The following is a 15,052-nucleotide window of genomic DNA, read 5'->3' on the forward strand; positions in this document are numbered from 1 at the left end:
GGAGTGGAAAGCATGGCTTATTATGCAGCAATTTTACATATGATTGATGCTGAAAAAAATATAGAAGTTCGTCCACATCATATCGAGTATTTAAACGAACTTGATCGTAGAGGGAAGGTTTTTGCAAGAGGCCCTTTTGCGGATGGCTCAGGCGGCTTGGTTGTTTATATTGCAGACACATTTGAAGAAGCACTCTCTTTAGCGGAAAATGATCCTCACGTTGTACATAAAGTGCGGAGACTCGAATTAAAAGAATGGAACATTTAATAATGAAACTTTATGATTGCGTGTCAATGCGATGAATATATACTGGGATCTGGAGACAGTTCCTTCATTAAAGGGAGGTTGCCGAGGCAACCTTTTTTTATGTGCAAAGCAACTCGATAACGAAAAGGTAAAGTTATACCAAAGTGAGGAATGATCTTTGATAACTGCCAGTTGTTATATTGTGAAAGTATTAGTGGAAAAAGGATCAAAGAGCGAAATAAAAAAATGCTTCGTGTAGTTAAACAGGCAGGAAAAAATGGGTTTAAAAGTCTTGTCTATACAAGGCTTTTTTTGAATTAAGCTGAATCATGTGATGGCAAGATGGCTTATTCAGTTGAAAAATTATAGAATTGAGTAGCTGCTTAACTGGCTAGCTATGACCCCGGAGTCGCTTGCTTTGATGAGGCTTGGCAGACAATCGGCGGAAAGGCAGAGAATTTCTGGAATCAACTGGATTTTTTAAAATTTTACCTTTCTGCAGCAGTTCCGGAAAATTAATCTGATTCCCTTGATATATCAAGGTTTTCTTCGGTGTCACTCATAAGTTGCATAGTAATGCGCTTATTACTATCTTTACTTTGCATAATTCATCTCACAATACTAGGAGTAGGAAAGGCGATGAACTCACTATGATTTTTAGCGAACGATTAAAAAAAGAACGGGAAAAAAGAAATTGGTCACAAAATGATCTTGCGGAGAAGATTCATGTGAGTCGCCAATCTGTGTCCAAATGGGAAACGGGAAAAAATTATCCTAGTATTGAAGTACTAATTAATTTAAGTGATTTATTTCAAATTACGGTAGATGAATTATTAAGGAGTGACGAGGAATTGAAAGAAAAAATAATAAGGGAAAGTAAGCAGTTAGCATTTCCAAAAAGGAAAATGTTTTTTGATATCGTATTATTAATAGGAGCATTTTTGTTAGTGTCTAAATTAATTATTTTTGGACTTAATAAATTTGCCGGCACAGATATTACCATTTTAAAAAGCATGCCAGTTGTATCGAATTTTTTACCATTAGCTTTGATGGTCATTGGCGGTATTGGTTCAGATTATTTGAAGGATAAATATGTAGATTAAAAGAACTCTGCTTATAAAACTTTATAATGAATCATAAAATAGAATCTTCTGTTTTCCCTTTTATTGGGGACATGATAATAAAAGAACAGAACCTTTGAATCAGGTTCTGTTCCTATTTCTTATTTGAACTTTTGCACTTCTTCTTGTCCCTCGAATTTGTTATCTTTCAATATGCCGATTTCTTCAATATGGTTTCGTGCCGTTTCATCCCCTAATTTATAAATGAGGGCATAAAGCCTTTGCATGGCTGCATCGTATTTATCATTTGCCCGGTCATGATGATAGAGTAGGTAGGGCACATGTGAACGGGCATATGCTTCCAGGTCATCTGTCCGGTGTTCCTCCAAGCATTGTTTCAATTCTGCAAGTTCCTCATCAGTTGCGTGTACAGTGAAGCTTGGATTCTCTTCAAGTTTTTGTCCGAGTACGTCGCCGCTGACCAAATCGACATGATAGGTCTGTTTTTCCTGCATCATTCTGTGATCATCCTTTCAAGCGTTTATCTATTCTGTACCACTATTTGTAAAAAATTAATCATCAATGTAAACATTTCCTTAATGAAAAAGATAGGAAATAGAGGTATCGGATTTCTTATCAAATGGTATAAGATGAATTTACAGAATAATATGGAAAATCAAGGGGTGATATAGTGAAGAGGTCAATCATGGTTATTTTTTTGGTGTTGATTGCTTCAGGCTGCGTAACAAGGAATTATGATTCCAATATGGATTTAGGGAAAAGTCAGTTGAATGAGGAAAATTATTTAGAAGCCCACGAGGCATTTGAATTAGCTTATAAAGAAGCAAATACACCGGAAGCAAGAGAGTTATTGGATCTTTCAGGTTTTCTGGCGAATGGAATGAAGAAATACGACGAACAGGATTTTGATTCGGCCAAAAGAGATTTTGAAGAAGCAACCGCATATAAAGCAAAATACCGGGAAGGTAAACTAATGGTTTCTAAGGCGGTGGAAATGCAACCGGTATCAGACTCCGCCACGATAGAAGCAGTAGAGGGAAATGACGAGGCGGAGCCGGCGGAGGAAGCAACCGTGGACGGAACCAATGGATCCAAAGTAGAAGATGAGGCGGCAACGGATACAATAGGCAAAGAAGAGAGCAAGGCTTCGGTTAGTACATTAAGTAAATCTCAGGCAGAAAAGCTAGTTAAGGATTATGTGGACATGGAAAATTTTCCTGATTTAGATATCGAATATGATCATGATGCCGAAAAGGGAGATTACATTTTTCATGTTTTCGAGGTGGATGAACCTAGTCAGGAAAGTGGCCACAAAACCACTTGGGGCTGGTATGGCGTGAATAAGAAGACTAAAGAAGTTTATGAAGTCTTGTAAGGATAACTGTATGGTCGAATTGAAGGCCCCTGTTGAGGCCTTTTTATTTTGCAGGCGGCAAGATACAGGATTCGATAAAATTTTATAATTTTTGTAAAAATGTCGCCCTATTCGTTATTTCTTAAGAATTTTTTAATATTTCCTGTTTATGATTGAGTCAAGTAAAGGATAAAGGACAATCATAGGAGGGATAAAGATGGAAAATTATAATGGTGATGAGCAAGTCAGAGTAAAGGCAGAACGGAAAAAGGGTAAGTCTCTTTGGCTAACTAGCCTTGTTTCCGGAACGGTTGCTGCTATGGTTACATCGTCTGTATTTCTATTTGGCGGGGACTTTATAGGTCAAGGGAATAGTCCAGTGAATGAGTCAACCAAAACGGCAGGTGTACAGCAAACGGAAAGTGTTGAAAAGGATAAAAGTGTCACGGCGGAAAAGTTATCGACAAGTACGGATTCAAATGATAGGGCAGAGATGGTCGAATCAGCATCCAAATCGATAGTCGGGGTCGTGAATTTACAGGAGATGCAAAACCAGTACCCGTACCAGCAGCAAAGCACGGAGAGCGAAACGGTTGAAAGCGGCACCGGCTCAGGGGTCATCTATAAAAAAGCTGATGGGAAAGCCTATATCATCACGAACAATCATGTTATTGAAGGAGCTAAGGAAGTCGAAATTTCATTGTATGATGGACAAAAGGCAACGGCGACGGTTGTCGGGGCTGATGCTTTGACTGATTTAGCGGTGTTGACAATTGATGCCTCGAAAGCACCTGAGGGAATTAAATTCGGTAATTCCGATAGCATGCGTCCAGGAGAAGAAGTATTGGCAATTGGCAACCCACTTGGACTTGATTTTTCACGATCGGTTACACAAGGGATCGTCAGTGCGACCGGACGCTCCATTTCAGTCGATACCTCGGAAGGGGAGTGGGAACTTGATGTGCTTCAAACAGATGCAGCGATCAACCCCGGCAATAGCGGGGGTGCATTGATCAACACCGCTGGGGAAGTGATCGGCATAAACAGTTTGAAGATTTCCGAAAACGGTGTGGAAGGCTTAGGGTTTGCCATACCAAGTAATGATGTGATTCCGATTGTTACGGAGCTGATTGAAAATGGAAAAATCACGCGCCCATATTTAGGAGTCAGCTTGGCCAGTATGGAAGAACTGCCGCAATATTACATTCAAAATGTTCCAGAAGCCGTAAAGTCCGGCGTAATGGTGACGAGTATAGAGGCGGGATCGGCTGCGGCGAATGGAGGGCTTAAGCAACAGGATATCATCGTTGAGATTGATGGAACGAAAATAAATACTGCCGCTGCATTAAGGAAGTACTTATATACAGATAAGAAAATCGGAGATAAAGTAAAGATTAAAGTATATCGAGGCACTGAAGAGAAAACGGTAACGATCACCTTGCAAAAACCATAGAATGAGGTAAGGCCCCTGATTATTCAACAGGGGTCTTTTATTGGAGTTTTTTTATAGTATACAGTGGGCTAATATCGGAAAAATAGATAGTGTATTTGCACTGTTTTGAAGTTTGTTCATATAGTCTTGAATACCTAAAAGTGAATGGTGGCGCCTTCTATTTGTCAAGGTTTTCATCGTGAATATGTTAAAAAATAGAAAAGATTTGACAAATTTGTGAAATGTTATAAAATAGAAAGAAAGGGGATGAAATTATGGAAGCTAATCAGAAGATGTTAGATGCAGTGAAATGGGTATCGGGCACAGGTTGTGTAATCGGAATTATTATTTTTGCTTTAAGTTTCTTTGTAAGCGATTACAATAAGGATTATATATTCACCGCTGTTGGAATCGCCATCACATTAAGCGCAGCTGCCATTTTTCTAGTTGGTATATTTTTTGTCCTGACAGAGGAAATGGTAATGAATACACGTAAAGGCGAAAGAATTGAACCGGAAACGACTAAAATCATAAAAATGAAAACAAAGGCTAAAGCTCCAACAAACAGAAGTACAGAATTCAGTAACTAAAGCGAGGAATATAGCGCAATATACTGTTTTTCTAAACAAAACTAGTTGTTCTTTTGCCTAACTTGCTGAATTGAGTCAACTTGATCACAATTAATGAATGCGCTTTCATTTTGTGTATTATCAGAATCGAATTATCGATTTGTTACATTTTAATTCAATATACTGCCACTCGTCATTGCCAAACACACGATGTGCTTGTACATCCAAACCAACTGCCTGCACGCCAGGAAGTCTCAATTACATTTTAAACAATATCTACGAGAAAAGGACACTTTTAAGAAGTCCTTTTTTTGTGGTTTTTTTTCTATGTACTTTTAATTGAAAATTCAAAAGGGAAAGGGATACAGGTATCAATATGGGGTTATTGAGCAGTGGTTTTGCTAAAGGCAGATTTGATAGCAAACCTGAATTACTTACTACGCTTTTGCTACACGGCTGTTTAAAAATACTGACAGGGCATAAGGATTGCAAAAAGATCCCAATTTCATTTCAACTCGTTGTTTCCTTATACATATATAATATTGACCTGTGTTGGTTCATAAGGGTATTGAAGCATGGAGACAACATCGTGTCCCATGTGTCTACCATTTAACAACCTCCATGGCCGAGTGAAAAAAATCCGTTTTAAATCATGGTATCTAACGATAAATACCTAATTGACAGGATAGGTAATATAATTCATAATCTTTAAGAGTTTTGAGGCAATATACACGGTGACTATAATGTGAAATTTTTATTTCATTATATTAGAGTAATATTAAATGGAAAGAGGATTGGTACTATTTGTAATCCTGCACTGTTAAGTGAATTTTCAAAGGCAAGATGTGAAACATTTATTATATTTCATTTGCTGAAGATTTTCGAACATTTCAGTTCATTTACCATCTTCTTACTGCTCTTTAATGAACTTTATGTGACAGATGTCACTTTGTATTGTCTTTTTTTAGACTTGGGATTAATATTGGTATGTCGGGGTTTGTGAACATGGTAACACTTTGTCCGAATAATTACCAATTGGAATTTTATTATGTAAGAAAGGGGTAGTACTATGAAAATAAAATGGGCTCTATTAACTATACTTTTTACTATTGCCACTGTGCTAACCGGTTGCGATAACCCATTAATGGTCTTGGACCCTAAAGGGCCAGTAGCTGCAACACAAGCAGATGTTATTATGATTTCGATATGGACAATGGCCTTTGTCGTCCTTGTCGTTATGGTACTGTATATCTTCATGATAATGAAATATCGTGCTTCCAAACAACGTGATGATTATGAACCGCCTCATATTGAAGGAAGTAAGGTTCTTGAAATAATTTGGGTTGCGATCCCAATTCTAATCGTCGCTTTCCTATCCGTTGTTACTGTTAAAACAACAAATGAAGTTGAGGCAACACCTAAAGGATACGGTGATCAAGAACCTTTAATTATTTACGCTTCATCTTCCAACTGGAAGTGGCATTTTAGTTATCCGGAAGAAGATATCGAAACAGTCAACTATCTGTTTTTACCTACTAACCGACCAATTGAATTTAAACTTTACTCATTCGGTCCAATCTCAAGTTTCTGGATTCCGCAACTTGGAGGACAAAAATACGCGATGTCGGACATGGTTAATACGTTGCACTTAGCAGCTGATGTACCAGGAGAGTATATGGGTCGAAATTCAAACTTCAGTGGTTCAGGTTTTGCTCAGCAAACGTTCAACGTTAATGTACTATCTGCAGAGGAATACGATAAGTGGGTAGATGAAATTAAAGCTACTGCTAAACCGATTACTGAGAAAAAATTCAATGAATTATTAAAACCTGGTCATGTGGGACAATCCACTTACACTGGAACTCACTTAGAGTTTTCTCCAGCTCCTGAAGGGGAAAATGCTGGTCATGACCACGGATCTTCTGATACGGAAGAAAATGATTCCAAGGATTCACACGATGAACATTCAGAACACAGCAACATGAATCATGATCACTAAGAATTAATTTCGTTCGATAAAACAACTAGGTTTACAAGATAAGGAATATTTTCCTGAAAGGAGTCACAAAAGTATGGATTACTTTGATCGATTTGCCGTACCTCATCCAAGTCCTGCGATTTATGCATCCATGGTTGCCATTGGTTTAACCATGATTGCGGTTGTTGCCGGAATTACCTATTTTAAAAAATGGGGTTACTTATGGCGTGAGTGGTTAACAACGGTTGACCATAAACGTATTGGTATCATGTACATCTTGGCAGCACTGCTTATGCTCTTCCGTGGTGGCGTGGATGCTCTTATGATGCGTGCTCAAACGGCTATTCCAGATAACGGTCTTTTGGATGGACAGCATTATAATGAGGTATTTACAACACACGGGGTCGTCATGATCCTGTTCATGGCTATGCCATTTATCATTGGGTTAATGAACATTGTCACACCATTGCAAATTGGAGCGCGTGACGTAGCATTCCCACGTCTGAACGCAGTAAGCTTCTGGTTATTCTTCATGGGGGCAATGCTATTTAACATCTCTTTCGTAGTCGGTGGTTCTCCTGATGCAGGTTGGACATCTTACTTCCCGCTGGCAAGTAACGATTTCAGTGAATCAGTAGGTTCGAACTATTACGCGATTGCAATTCAAATAGCTGGTATCGGTACATTACTGACTGGTATCAACTTTATCGTAACAATCTTGAAAATGAGAGCACCTGGCATGAACTTAATGAAAATGCCAATGTTCACATGGTCTATATTGATCACAAACTTCATTATCGTTTTCGCTTTCCCTGTATTGACAGTGGCACTTGCGTTGATGACAATGGATCGTCTATTCGGAACTCAATTCTTTACGATGGCCAATGGCGGTAGCGATATGCTTTGGGCGAACTTGTTCTGGGTTTGGGGACATCCTGAAGTTTATATAGTAATTCTTCCGGCTTTCGGTATATACAGTGAAATCATTTCGACATTTGCACGTCGTAACCTGTACGGGTATAATTCGATGGTTATCTCCATGGTAGCTATTTCTACTCTATCTTTCATTGTATGGGCTCACCATTTCTATACAATGGGTCACGGTGCAATGGTTAATGGTATCTTCTCGATTACCACGATGGCAATTGCCGTCCCGACCGGTGTTAAGATTTTCAACTGGTTGTTCACACTTTGGAAAGGTAAAATCGTTTTTACCGTTCCGATGCTTTACTCTTTAGCTTTCATTCCGATTTTCACGCTCGGTGGGGTAACAGGGGTCATGCTTGCAATGGCAAGTGCTGACTACCAATACCATAATACAATGTTCTTAGTAGCTCACTTCCACTACGTTTTAATCCCTGGTACTGTATTTGCCGTACTTGCTGGTTTCACGTACTGGTGGCCAAAAATGTTCGGTTTCATGTTGAGCGAAAAAATTGGGAAATGGTCGTTCTGGTTCATTACAATCGGCTTTAATGTTACATTCTTCCCGATGTTCATCACTGGTTTAGATGGGCAGGCACGTCGTATGTATACGTACTCTGAATCAACAGGGTATGGTCCATTGAATATGCTCTCTTTCGTTGGAGCGATTGGCTTGGCAATAGGTTTTGCACTTATTGTGTACAATATCTATTGGAGCACTCGTTATGCGTCAAGAAATATTTCAAACGATCCATGGGATGCACGTTCTCTAGAGTGGGCTACACATACACCAATCCCTGAATATAACTTTGCAATTGTGCCAACAGTTGATTCTACAGAAGCATTCTGGGATTCAAAGAAAAAAGGCTTTAAGTTATTTGGCGGTAAAGTAGAAAAGATCCATATGCCAAATAACAGTGGTGTGCCGTTTATCATGAGCTGTATCTTCTTCGTTTGGGGCTTTGCGATGGTATTCAGCATGTGGATCATTGCTATCATTGCAACGATCGGTATCTTTGCTTGTATGATTCACCGTTCATTCGAAAAAGATCACGGACGTTATATCTCTGTTGAAGAGATCGAAGAAACTGAAAATAAATTGCGAGGTGCTAAGTAATGAAAATAGATAACTCGCTGCCACTAGAATATAGCACGGAAGAAAATCGCTTAAAGATTTTTGGATTCTGGATTTTCCTAGGAGCAGAAATAGCTCTTTTCGCTACACTGTTCGCCACTTATTTTGTATTGGTCAATGGAACTGGAAATGGTCCAACAGGGGAACATCTTTTTAAAGTCCCAACCCTGATGTTCCAAACAATCTTTCTTTTAACCAGTAGTTTTACCATAGGTCTTGGAATCAATGCAATGAGACTTGGCAGACAGAAAGCAACGATTGGTTTCTTCATTATCACCCTTATTCTTGGTTTAGGCTTCTTGGGAGTCGAAATTTATGAATTCGTGGAGTATGTACATGAAGGAGCAACCATTCAAACAAGTGCTTTCTTATCTAGTTTGTTTACATTACTAGGTACGCATGGAGCTCACGTTACACTTGGTTTATTCTGGGGAACCTTCATCGTCATGCAAATCAAAAAGCGCGGTATGACTCCAGAAACAACAAACAAGGCTTTCATCTTTTCACTTTACTGGCATTTCTTGGACGTTGTCTGGATCTTCATCTTCAGTTTCGTCTACCTGAAAGGAATGATGTAATATGAAAGAATTATTCCCACGGGGCCAAGTTATGGGATTTGCGTTTTCTCTAGTCCTGACTTTGGTCGCACTATCAGTTATTATGTTTGATCTCTCACTAAAAATGGGTGTGATCATCCTACTTGTTACAGCTTTCATGCAAGCTGCACTGCAATTAGTTATGTTCATGCACGCAGGTGAGTCTGAAGATAAAGCATCGATTTACACAAACGTTTATTACGGATTGTTCGTTGCATTGGTTACAATTTTCGGTACAATGCTAACAATGATTTGGGGATATCAATAATCGATTCCGGAAAAGCTGGGCGTCTTGATGACGCCCAGTTTTTTTGTACTTTAATAAATATAATTTCTTATACCGATCTATCCATCTCATTCATGGAAATTTGTTAAGAAGGATGTGGATGAAACGATTATGTTTAGTATAACCATTTCGGAAAATTATATTTATAAAGGGTAAATTGTGTTTAAGTACAATGTTTTACCAAAGTAAAACGTTAATAGAACGGACACATCTTCTAAGAGAAATTGCCAGCCCTATTGATATAATAAGTTATAAAGAATTAATTATAAATGTAGCGGAGATGATGAATTGACATTGCCGGTTTTGATTTTGACAATTATATTAAGCTTGTTAAAAATATTGGTTTCCTGTCTTCCAACCGATGCTGTTAATTGGATTATCAGCAAATTTAAAATACACTCAGAAATTAGTGGCGGGAATGCGATCGTATCCTTTGACGGAAAACGTTTGGAAGGTGAAGAAAAAGTGCAAGTTATTAATTACTTTAATAACGCCAGATTTTTGAAGAAAAATCATATATTCCCGGGTAACGAGCAATTGTTTTTACATCCAGAGGACAGTGGGACTCCATTAGTCATTGATACTAAAAAAGGCAAAATTGATGTTAAGTTATTTGTGTTTATTTACAATGACCGAGTGGATGTAGTTAAACAGTACAAGAAGAAAGTCATTTCTTATAGCCTGTTTTCCGATAACCTCCAAGAACGTTCCATGCCATTAATAAGAAATTTAGTTTAATAACAGTAATTCGGTCTCAGTTTGTAAACAAAAGGGTTCTGTATTAAATTAAAAACAAGGTTGATTGGAATGGTGTGTGCGAGACCTTTGCGGGGAAAGCGTGTCCAGGGGAGACCTCGCAGGCGCAAAGTGAGTGCCAGGAGAGGAAATAAACGATTGAATTTAAAACCCTCAACAAAAACTGCAGGAAAATCAATTATTAGCTTGTTAGTGGACAAAAGGGGTTCTATCTAAATTTTAAAACAAAGTTGATTGGAACGGAGGCTCCCGGACCGCCTGCGGATAGCGAGTGCCTGGAATGGAAATCAACGGTTAAATTGTCTACAGTTGAGACGGTCCTTTAAAAGACCGTCTTTTTTAAAAGACTTTTATTATATAATCCCATTTCAATTGGATATTTTTTTCATTATAAAAAATTCTAGTACACAAACTGACATCTTAATTTTAGTGTCTTTTGAATAAAAATAATTAAAAGTGTTTTTTACCAGGAGGGAATTGCTGCAAGAGGGTCTTTAATAGTTCATATGAAACGTATTTTGGAAATTATTAAAATGGTAATAAAAAAGCAGGTATCTATTGCGATGCCTGCCTTCTTACGCTTTCCATTGCTTTTCAACTTGATGAAGGGCTTGTTGTAAAATTACTTCATGATCTGTACCCGGTTTAGTAAGGACGTTAGTTTGATAAGATTTTCCTTGGAAATCAACTGTTACTGTAACTTTTACCATAATGCATCTTTCCTTTCTTGATTCAGAATAAAATGAGGTGGTTGTACCTATTTCTTTAATACCCGTGGCAGAGGATTTTTCAAACATTTCAAAAGCTGTTAAATCTAAAGAATTAATATTCAAAATTATCTGATATTTTTACGGATGTGTCAACATTTTTTTTTTTGACCTACCCCATTTCCCATTAAATAGAAAACGACCTGGCTTGTACACATGACAGCCAGGTTGTTTTTGTAAACGTACTATATTCATATTTTAGTTAAAATAATACCGATTAATGCTGCAAGAACACCGGCAATTTGATAGGTTTTTAGTTTTTCCTTGAATAAATAACATCCAGCGAATACGACAACTAAACAGTTCAGGCTGACGACAGGGAAAATGATGCTTGCGATCCCGGTGTTCAATGCAAAGAAATAACATCCATAGCCTATCATGCTTAAAAAACCTACTAAGGAACCGATTTTGACTTCCTTTAGCTTGATTTTTTCTTTTTTTAAGGCCAGAGCCGAAAGAAGATAAAGCATTCCGCCTCCATACATTGATACAAGGATATCAAGGGAGTTTAAATGAAGACGTGTTGATGTCGTCATTAGAATTCCGAGCACTCCGAATGATAAGATGGAGAATACTGTGTGCATGATCCAAGGGACATATTGATGGTTACCTTTGGCGTTAGGTGTATACTGGATAACTAATGTAGCGAGAAACATGCAGACTATTCCACTCCACTGCAAGGAGGAAATATGTTCGTGAAAAATTAAAGCTGCACAGAGTATGGGGAATATGGCATTCGCTGCGATTAATGGTGATGTCAAGCTTGCCGGCCCTTTTTCAAAGGCGCTTGCCATCTGGATGTTACCATTAGCGTTCAGTACACCAATTGCTGCTCCAAGCATGATGGACAGCCAGTTCAGCTGCAAACCATCCATAAACATTCCATAAATAATGGACAAAATAAAAGCTGAAAAATAAAAGAAAAATTGGATATGTATCTTGGAATAGCCTTTTCCGCTGCTCCATTTGAAAATGCTGTTATTGATTCCGAAACATAAGCTGGTGATGAGTGCTGCAAAAATCCACATGTGTATATTCTCTTCTTTCTTATAGGTTGAACTGCTTTTTCCATTTTAAACTGAATATATAAATGAATCAAACCCAATTTAAGAGAGTTGCATTGACATATTGACTATTTTTTTTTATATTTACTAAGACAATTTTAAAATATTTCCCGATAATCGGGAGAGGTTCATAGCATCACCCTCTTAAAAAAACTATGGCTTTGATATTTTTCGCGAATCAACCATATCTTTGAGGAGATATGGTTTTTGTTATATAGAGGCCCATTTTATGAATCTCCCTGAAACGTGGGATTAGGAGGACTTTTCATGTCTGGAAGAAAAGAAGAAGAATTAAAAAAAGATATCACACTGCTTGGTAATCAAGGAACAAAATATACATTTGACTATGCGCCTGAAATCCTTGAGTCATTCGATAACAAGCATCCGAACCGGGATTATTTCGTCAAATTCAATTGCCCGGAATTCACTAGCTTATGTCCGATAACGGGCCAGCCGGACTTTGCTACCATTTACATCAGCTATATTCCCAGTGTGAAAATGGTGGAAAGCAAGTCTTTGAAACTTTATTTATTCAGCTTCCGCAATCACGGTGATTTCCATGAAGACTGCATGAACATCATCATGAATGATTTAATCGAATTGATGGATCCTAAATATATTGAAGTTTGGGGTAAGTTTACACCTAGGGGCGGAATTTCCATCGACCCTTACACGAATTATGGGAAACCAGGCACGAAGTATGAGGAAATGGCGAATTACCGCTTGATGAACCATGACTTATACCCGGAAACTGTGGATAATCGCTAAAGAATAGGAGAGACAATGGGCATATGCCCGTTGTCTTTTTATTTGTTTTTAGCCATTCTTGATCCTTCGTCTTGATGGTTTGTCCTTTTTAAAAATACAAATGTCCTCCTATAATGGAATTTATACTTGATTGTTTCGAGAAAAAGCGTAATAATAGGGAGAGTTGATTTTGACAGAATATTTACGAAAATAGGGGATGTCGAGATGAAAGTTGCAAAGTTTGGTGGAAGTTCACTTGCTTCAGGTGAACAATTGAGGAAGGTATTCGAAATTGTTGTTTCTGATCCAGATAGAAAGATTGTAGTCGTTTCGGCTCCAGGGAAACGCAATTCCGATGATATAAAGGTGACGGATTTATTGATTGAAGCTGCGGAACAGCAGCTGCGCGGGGATAACGGAGAGCATTTGATAGAGGATGTCGTATCCCGCTATGCGAGCATTGCTGAAGAGTTGGATATATCCGAGAGTGTCATCAATGGGATTCATGAAAATTTAATGGCACTGCTGCATGCAGACCAAACTAACCCGAAGCGCTATTTGGATGCCTTGAAGGCCAGCGGCGAGGATAATAATGCGAAGCTGGTCGCAGGATATTTCCAAAGCCGTGGTGTAGAGGCGCAGTATATAAATCCAAAGAAGGCCGGCTTGATCGTAACGGATGAAGGTGGATTTACCAGGGTGCTGCCAGAGTCTTATGATCGGTTATATGCTCTGCGTGATGAGCCTGGAATCGTAGTATTCCCAGGGTTCTTCGGTTATACGTTGGATGGTGATGTGTTAACCTTCTCAAGAAGCGGTTCCGATATTACTGGTTCGATTCTTGCGAATGGGGTCAAAGCTGATTTGTATGAGAACTTTACGGACGTGGATGCCGTTTATGCGGTGAATCCAAATGTGGTTTCCAATCCAAAGGGAATCCGGGAATTAACCTATCGTGAGATGCGTGAGCTTTCTTATGCAGGCTTCTCGGTATTTCATGATGAGGCACTGATTCCTGCATTCCGTGCGGGAATACCTGTCCATATCCAGAATACGAACAATCCGGCGGCACAAGGGACCCGCATTGTGAATACACGGGATAATACGAACGGGCCCGTTATTGGGATTGCGAGTGATAAAGGATTTTGCAGCATTTACATTAGCAAATATTTGATGAACCGGGAAGTTGGCTTTGGCCGGAAACTGCTGCACATCCTTGAAGATTATGGAGTTTCATATGAGCATATTCCATCAGGCATCGATGATGTGACGCTTATTCTAAGGCAGGACCAGATGAAAGGTGAAGCCGAGAGAAAAATCATTTCCCGAATCAAGAAAGAGCTGCATGCCGATGAAGTGAATGTGGAGCATGATCTTGCCTTGATCATGGTTGTAGGGGAAGGAATGCGCCATAATGTCGGTACAACGGCAAGAGCGTCAAAAGCCTTGGCCGAAGCTAAGGTGAATATTGAGATGATCAACCAGGGCTCTTCGGAGGTAAGCATGATGTTCGGTGTGAAAGGGCACAACGAAGAGACGGCGATTCAGGCATTGTATCACGAGTTCTTTTGAGTATGGGCGTTCAGGGACCTCCTTTTAGAAGGGGGTTTTTTGATTGAGCTTTTAGTCACTATACATACGCTGGGTTTTTCATTCGGTTCTTTATGATAGTGGCAATGACCGTGTGGGGATAATCATTACAAGCTAACAGACGCGCTGTAGGGTTCAGGGCGTCTGTATTAATTTAATACCCATTTGTCAAGTGGTTAAAGCAATTAGAGGAGAACGGAGTTGACGCTCCAACCTCTGAATACATATCTTTCACCAAATTATAAATGAAAGAGATGTCAAAGGCACATCAAGTTTACGAGCCAAATGATTCACTGAGTTGATCTTGCTGAATAGAATCATGTTTAGAAAGCATCCATATCACCCAAGTTAAATACTTCTATATAATACAAAAAAGAATGTAGGGATAAGTTCTATCTATATGTTAAAACAAAGTTGATTGGAGTGTAAGGGGCGAGACTCCTGGGGGAAAAGCGCGTCTAGGGGAGACATCGCAGGCGTAAGCCGAGGAGGCTCCCGGACCGCCCGCGGAAAGCGAGTACCTTTA

At 38.9% G+C, this 15,052-nt stretch carries 15 protein-coding genes; 12 read left to right on the top strand and 3 right to left on the bottom strand.

Annotation, left to right across the window (positions count from 1 at the left end; genetic code table 11):
• Positions 1-12: 12 nt before the first annotated feature.
• Positions 13-267, top strand: coding sequence for a YciI family protein (locus ACYP5M_RS16460; protein WP_101224938.1), 255 nt, complete (start codon positions 13-15; stop codon positions 265-267).
• Between the two features lie 629 nt (positions 268-896).
• Positions 897-1,349 (top strand): helix-turn-helix domain-containing protein, encoded by a 453-nt coding sequence (locus ACYP5M_RS16465; protein ID WP_101224937.1) that lies wholly within the window; start codon positions 897-899, stop codon positions 1,347-1,349.
• 119 nt (positions 1,350-1,468) lie between these two features.
• Here the strand turns inward: ACYP5M_RS16465 and ACYP5M_RS16470 are convergent, their stop codons facing one another.
• On the bottom strand, positions 1,469-1,825 hold the full coding sequence (locus tag ACYP5M_RS16470) for a hydrolase (protein ID WP_459735277.1): 357 nt from the start codon (positions 1,823-1,825) through the stop codon (positions 1,469-1,471).
• A 188-nt stretch (positions 1,826-2,013) separates the two neighbouring features.
• On the opposite strand from ACYP5M_RS16470, the gene ACYP5M_RS16475 reads away from it, so the two are divergent.
• From ACYP5M_RS16475 to ACYP5M_RS16510, 8 genes are all read left to right on the top strand, one after another.
• The gene (locus tag ACYP5M_RS16475; protein WP_459735278.1) at positions 2,014-2,703 is read left to right on the top strand and encodes a hypothetical protein; all 690 of its coding nucleotides are present in this window, start codon (positions 2,014-2,016) and stop codon (positions 2,701-2,703) included.
• 196 nt (positions 2,704-2,899) lie between these two features.
• Positions 2,900-4,135, top strand: a complete 1,236-nt coding sequence (locus tag ACYP5M_RS16480; protein ID WP_260356403.1) for a S1C family serine protease — start codon at positions 2,900-2,902, stop codon at positions 4,133-4,135.
• Between the two features lie 254 nt (positions 4,136-4,389).
• On the top strand, positions 4,390-4,704 hold the full coding sequence (locus ACYP5M_RS16485; protein WP_101224934.1) for a hypothetical protein: 315 nt from the start codon (positions 4,390-4,392) through the stop codon (positions 4,702-4,704).
• Positions 4,705-5,752: 1,048 nt separating this feature from the next.
• Positions 5,753-6,682: a cytochrome aa3 quinol oxidase subunit II gene (gene qoxA, locus ACYP5M_RS16490; RefSeq protein ID WP_101224933.1), complete on the top strand. Its 930-nt coding sequence runs from the start codon at positions 5,753-5,755 to the stop codon at positions 6,680-6,682.
• 73 nt (positions 6,683-6,755) lie between these two features.
• Positions 6,756-8,702 (top strand): cytochrome aa3 quinol oxidase subunit I, encoded by a 1,947-nt coding sequence (gene qoxB, locus ACYP5M_RS16495; RefSeq protein ID WP_101224932.1) that lies wholly within the window; start codon positions 6,756-6,758, stop codon positions 8,700-8,702.
• On the top strand, positions 8,702-9,298 hold the full coding sequence (gene qoxC / locus ACYP5M_RS16500; protein WP_101224931.1) for a cytochrome aa3 quinol oxidase subunit III: 597 nt from the start codon (positions 8,702-8,704) through the stop codon (positions 9,296-9,298). Before qoxB ends, qoxC begins: the two co-directional genes overlap by 1 nt.
• A gap of 1 nt (position 9,299) precedes the next feature.
• The gene (gene qoxD, locus ACYP5M_RS16505) at positions 9,300-9,584 is read left to right on the top strand and encodes a cytochrome aa3 quinol oxidase subunit IV (protein WP_034305888.1); all 285 of its coding nucleotides are present in this window, start codon (positions 9,300-9,302) and stop codon (positions 9,582-9,584) included.
• 306 nt (positions 9,585-9,890) lie between these two features.
• Positions 9,891-10,340, top strand: coding sequence for a YfmQ family protein (locus ACYP5M_RS16510; protein ID WP_459735279.1), 450 nt, complete (start codon positions 9,891-9,893; stop codon positions 10,338-10,340).
• 593 nt (positions 10,341-10,933) lie between these two features.
• On the opposite strand, the gene ACYP5M_RS16515 is transcribed toward ACYP5M_RS16510, so the two are convergent.
• Both ACYP5M_RS16515 and ACYP5M_RS16520 read right to left on the bottom strand, forming a co-directional pair.
• On the bottom strand, positions 10,934-11,191 hold the full coding sequence (locus ACYP5M_RS16515) for a BA3454 family stress response protein (RefSeq protein ID WP_434168402.1): 258 nt from the start codon (positions 11,189-11,191) through the stop codon (positions 10,934-10,936).
• A gap of 125 nt (positions 11,192-11,316) precedes the next feature.
• Positions 11,317-12,153 (bottom strand): DMT family transporter, encoded by an 837-nt coding sequence (locus ACYP5M_RS16520; protein ID WP_101224928.1) that lies wholly within the window; start codon positions 12,151-12,153, stop codon positions 11,317-11,319.
• 303 nt (positions 12,154-12,456) lie between these two features.
• Here ACYP5M_RS16520 and queF point away from each other — a divergent pair, with 303 nt between their 5' ends.
• Both queF and ACYP5M_RS16530 read left to right on the top strand, forming a co-directional pair.
• A complete protein-coding gene (gene queF / locus ACYP5M_RS16525) occupies positions 12,457-12,957 on the top strand; it encodes a preQ(1) synthase (RefSeq protein WP_034305880.1) in 501 nt (166 codons plus the stop codon).
• A gap of 204 nt (positions 12,958-13,161) precedes the next feature.
• The gene (locus tag ACYP5M_RS16530) at positions 13,162-14,508 is read left to right on the top strand and encodes an aspartate kinase (RefSeq protein WP_459735280.1); all 1,347 of its coding nucleotides are present in this window, start codon (positions 13,162-13,164) and stop codon (positions 14,506-14,508) included.
• Positions 14,509-15,052 lie beyond the last annotated feature (544 nt).

This window comes from Peribacillus sp. N1 (assembly GCF_054600815.1).

What these genes read in the sequence shown, in the direction of transcription:
- ACYP5M_RS16460 (WP_101224938.1), top strand. Translation starts at nt 13, where the DNA reads ATGGCTTATTATGCAGCAATTTTACATATGATTGATGCTGAAAAAAAT.
- ACYP5M_RS16465 (WP_101224937.1), top strand. Translation starts at nt 897, where the DNA reads ATGATTTTTAGCGAACGATTAAAAAAAGAACGGGAAAAAAGAAATTGG.
- ACYP5M_RS16470 (WP_459735277.1), bottom strand. Translation starts at nt 1,825, where the DNA reads ATGATGCAGGAAAAACAGACCTATCATGTCGATTTGGTCAGCGGCGAC.
- ACYP5M_RS16475 (WP_459735278.1), top strand. Translation starts at nt 2,014, where the DNA reads ATGGTTATTTTTTTGGTGTTGATTGCTTCAGGCTGCGTAACAAGGAAT.
- ACYP5M_RS16480 (WP_260356403.1), top strand. Translation starts at nt 2,900, where the DNA reads ATGGAAAATTATAATGGTGATGAGCAAGTCAGAGTAAAGGCAGAACGG.
- ACYP5M_RS16485 (WP_101224934.1), top strand. Translation starts at nt 4,390, where the DNA reads ATGGAAGCTAATCAGAAGATGTTAGATGCAGTGAAATGGGTATCGGGC.
- qoxA (WP_101224933.1), top strand. Translation starts at nt 5,753, where the DNA reads ATGAAAATAAAATGGGCTCTATTAACTATACTTTTTACTATTGCCACT.
- qoxB (WP_101224932.1), top strand. Translation starts at nt 6,756, where the DNA reads ATGGATTACTTTGATCGATTTGCCGTACCTCATCCAAGTCCTGCGATT.
- qoxC (WP_101224931.1), top strand. Translation starts at nt 8,702, where the DNA reads ATGAAAATAGATAACTCGCTGCCACTAGAATATAGCACGGAAGAAAAT.
- qoxD (WP_034305888.1), top strand. Translation starts at nt 9,300, where the DNA reads ATGAAAGAATTATTCCCACGGGGCCAAGTTATGGGATTTGCGTTTTCT.
- ACYP5M_RS16520 (WP_101224928.1), bottom strand. Translation starts at nt 12,153, where the DNA reads ATGTGGATTTTTGCAGCACTCATCACCAGCTTATGTTTCGGAATCAAT.
- queF (WP_034305880.1), top strand. Translation starts at nt 12,457, where the DNA reads ATGTCTGGAAGAAAAGAAGAAGAATTAAAAAAAGATATCACACTGCTT.
- ACYP5M_RS16530 (WP_459735280.1), top strand. Translation starts at nt 13,162, where the DNA reads ATGAAAGTTGCAAAGTTTGGTGGAAGTTCACTTGCTTCAGGTGAACAA.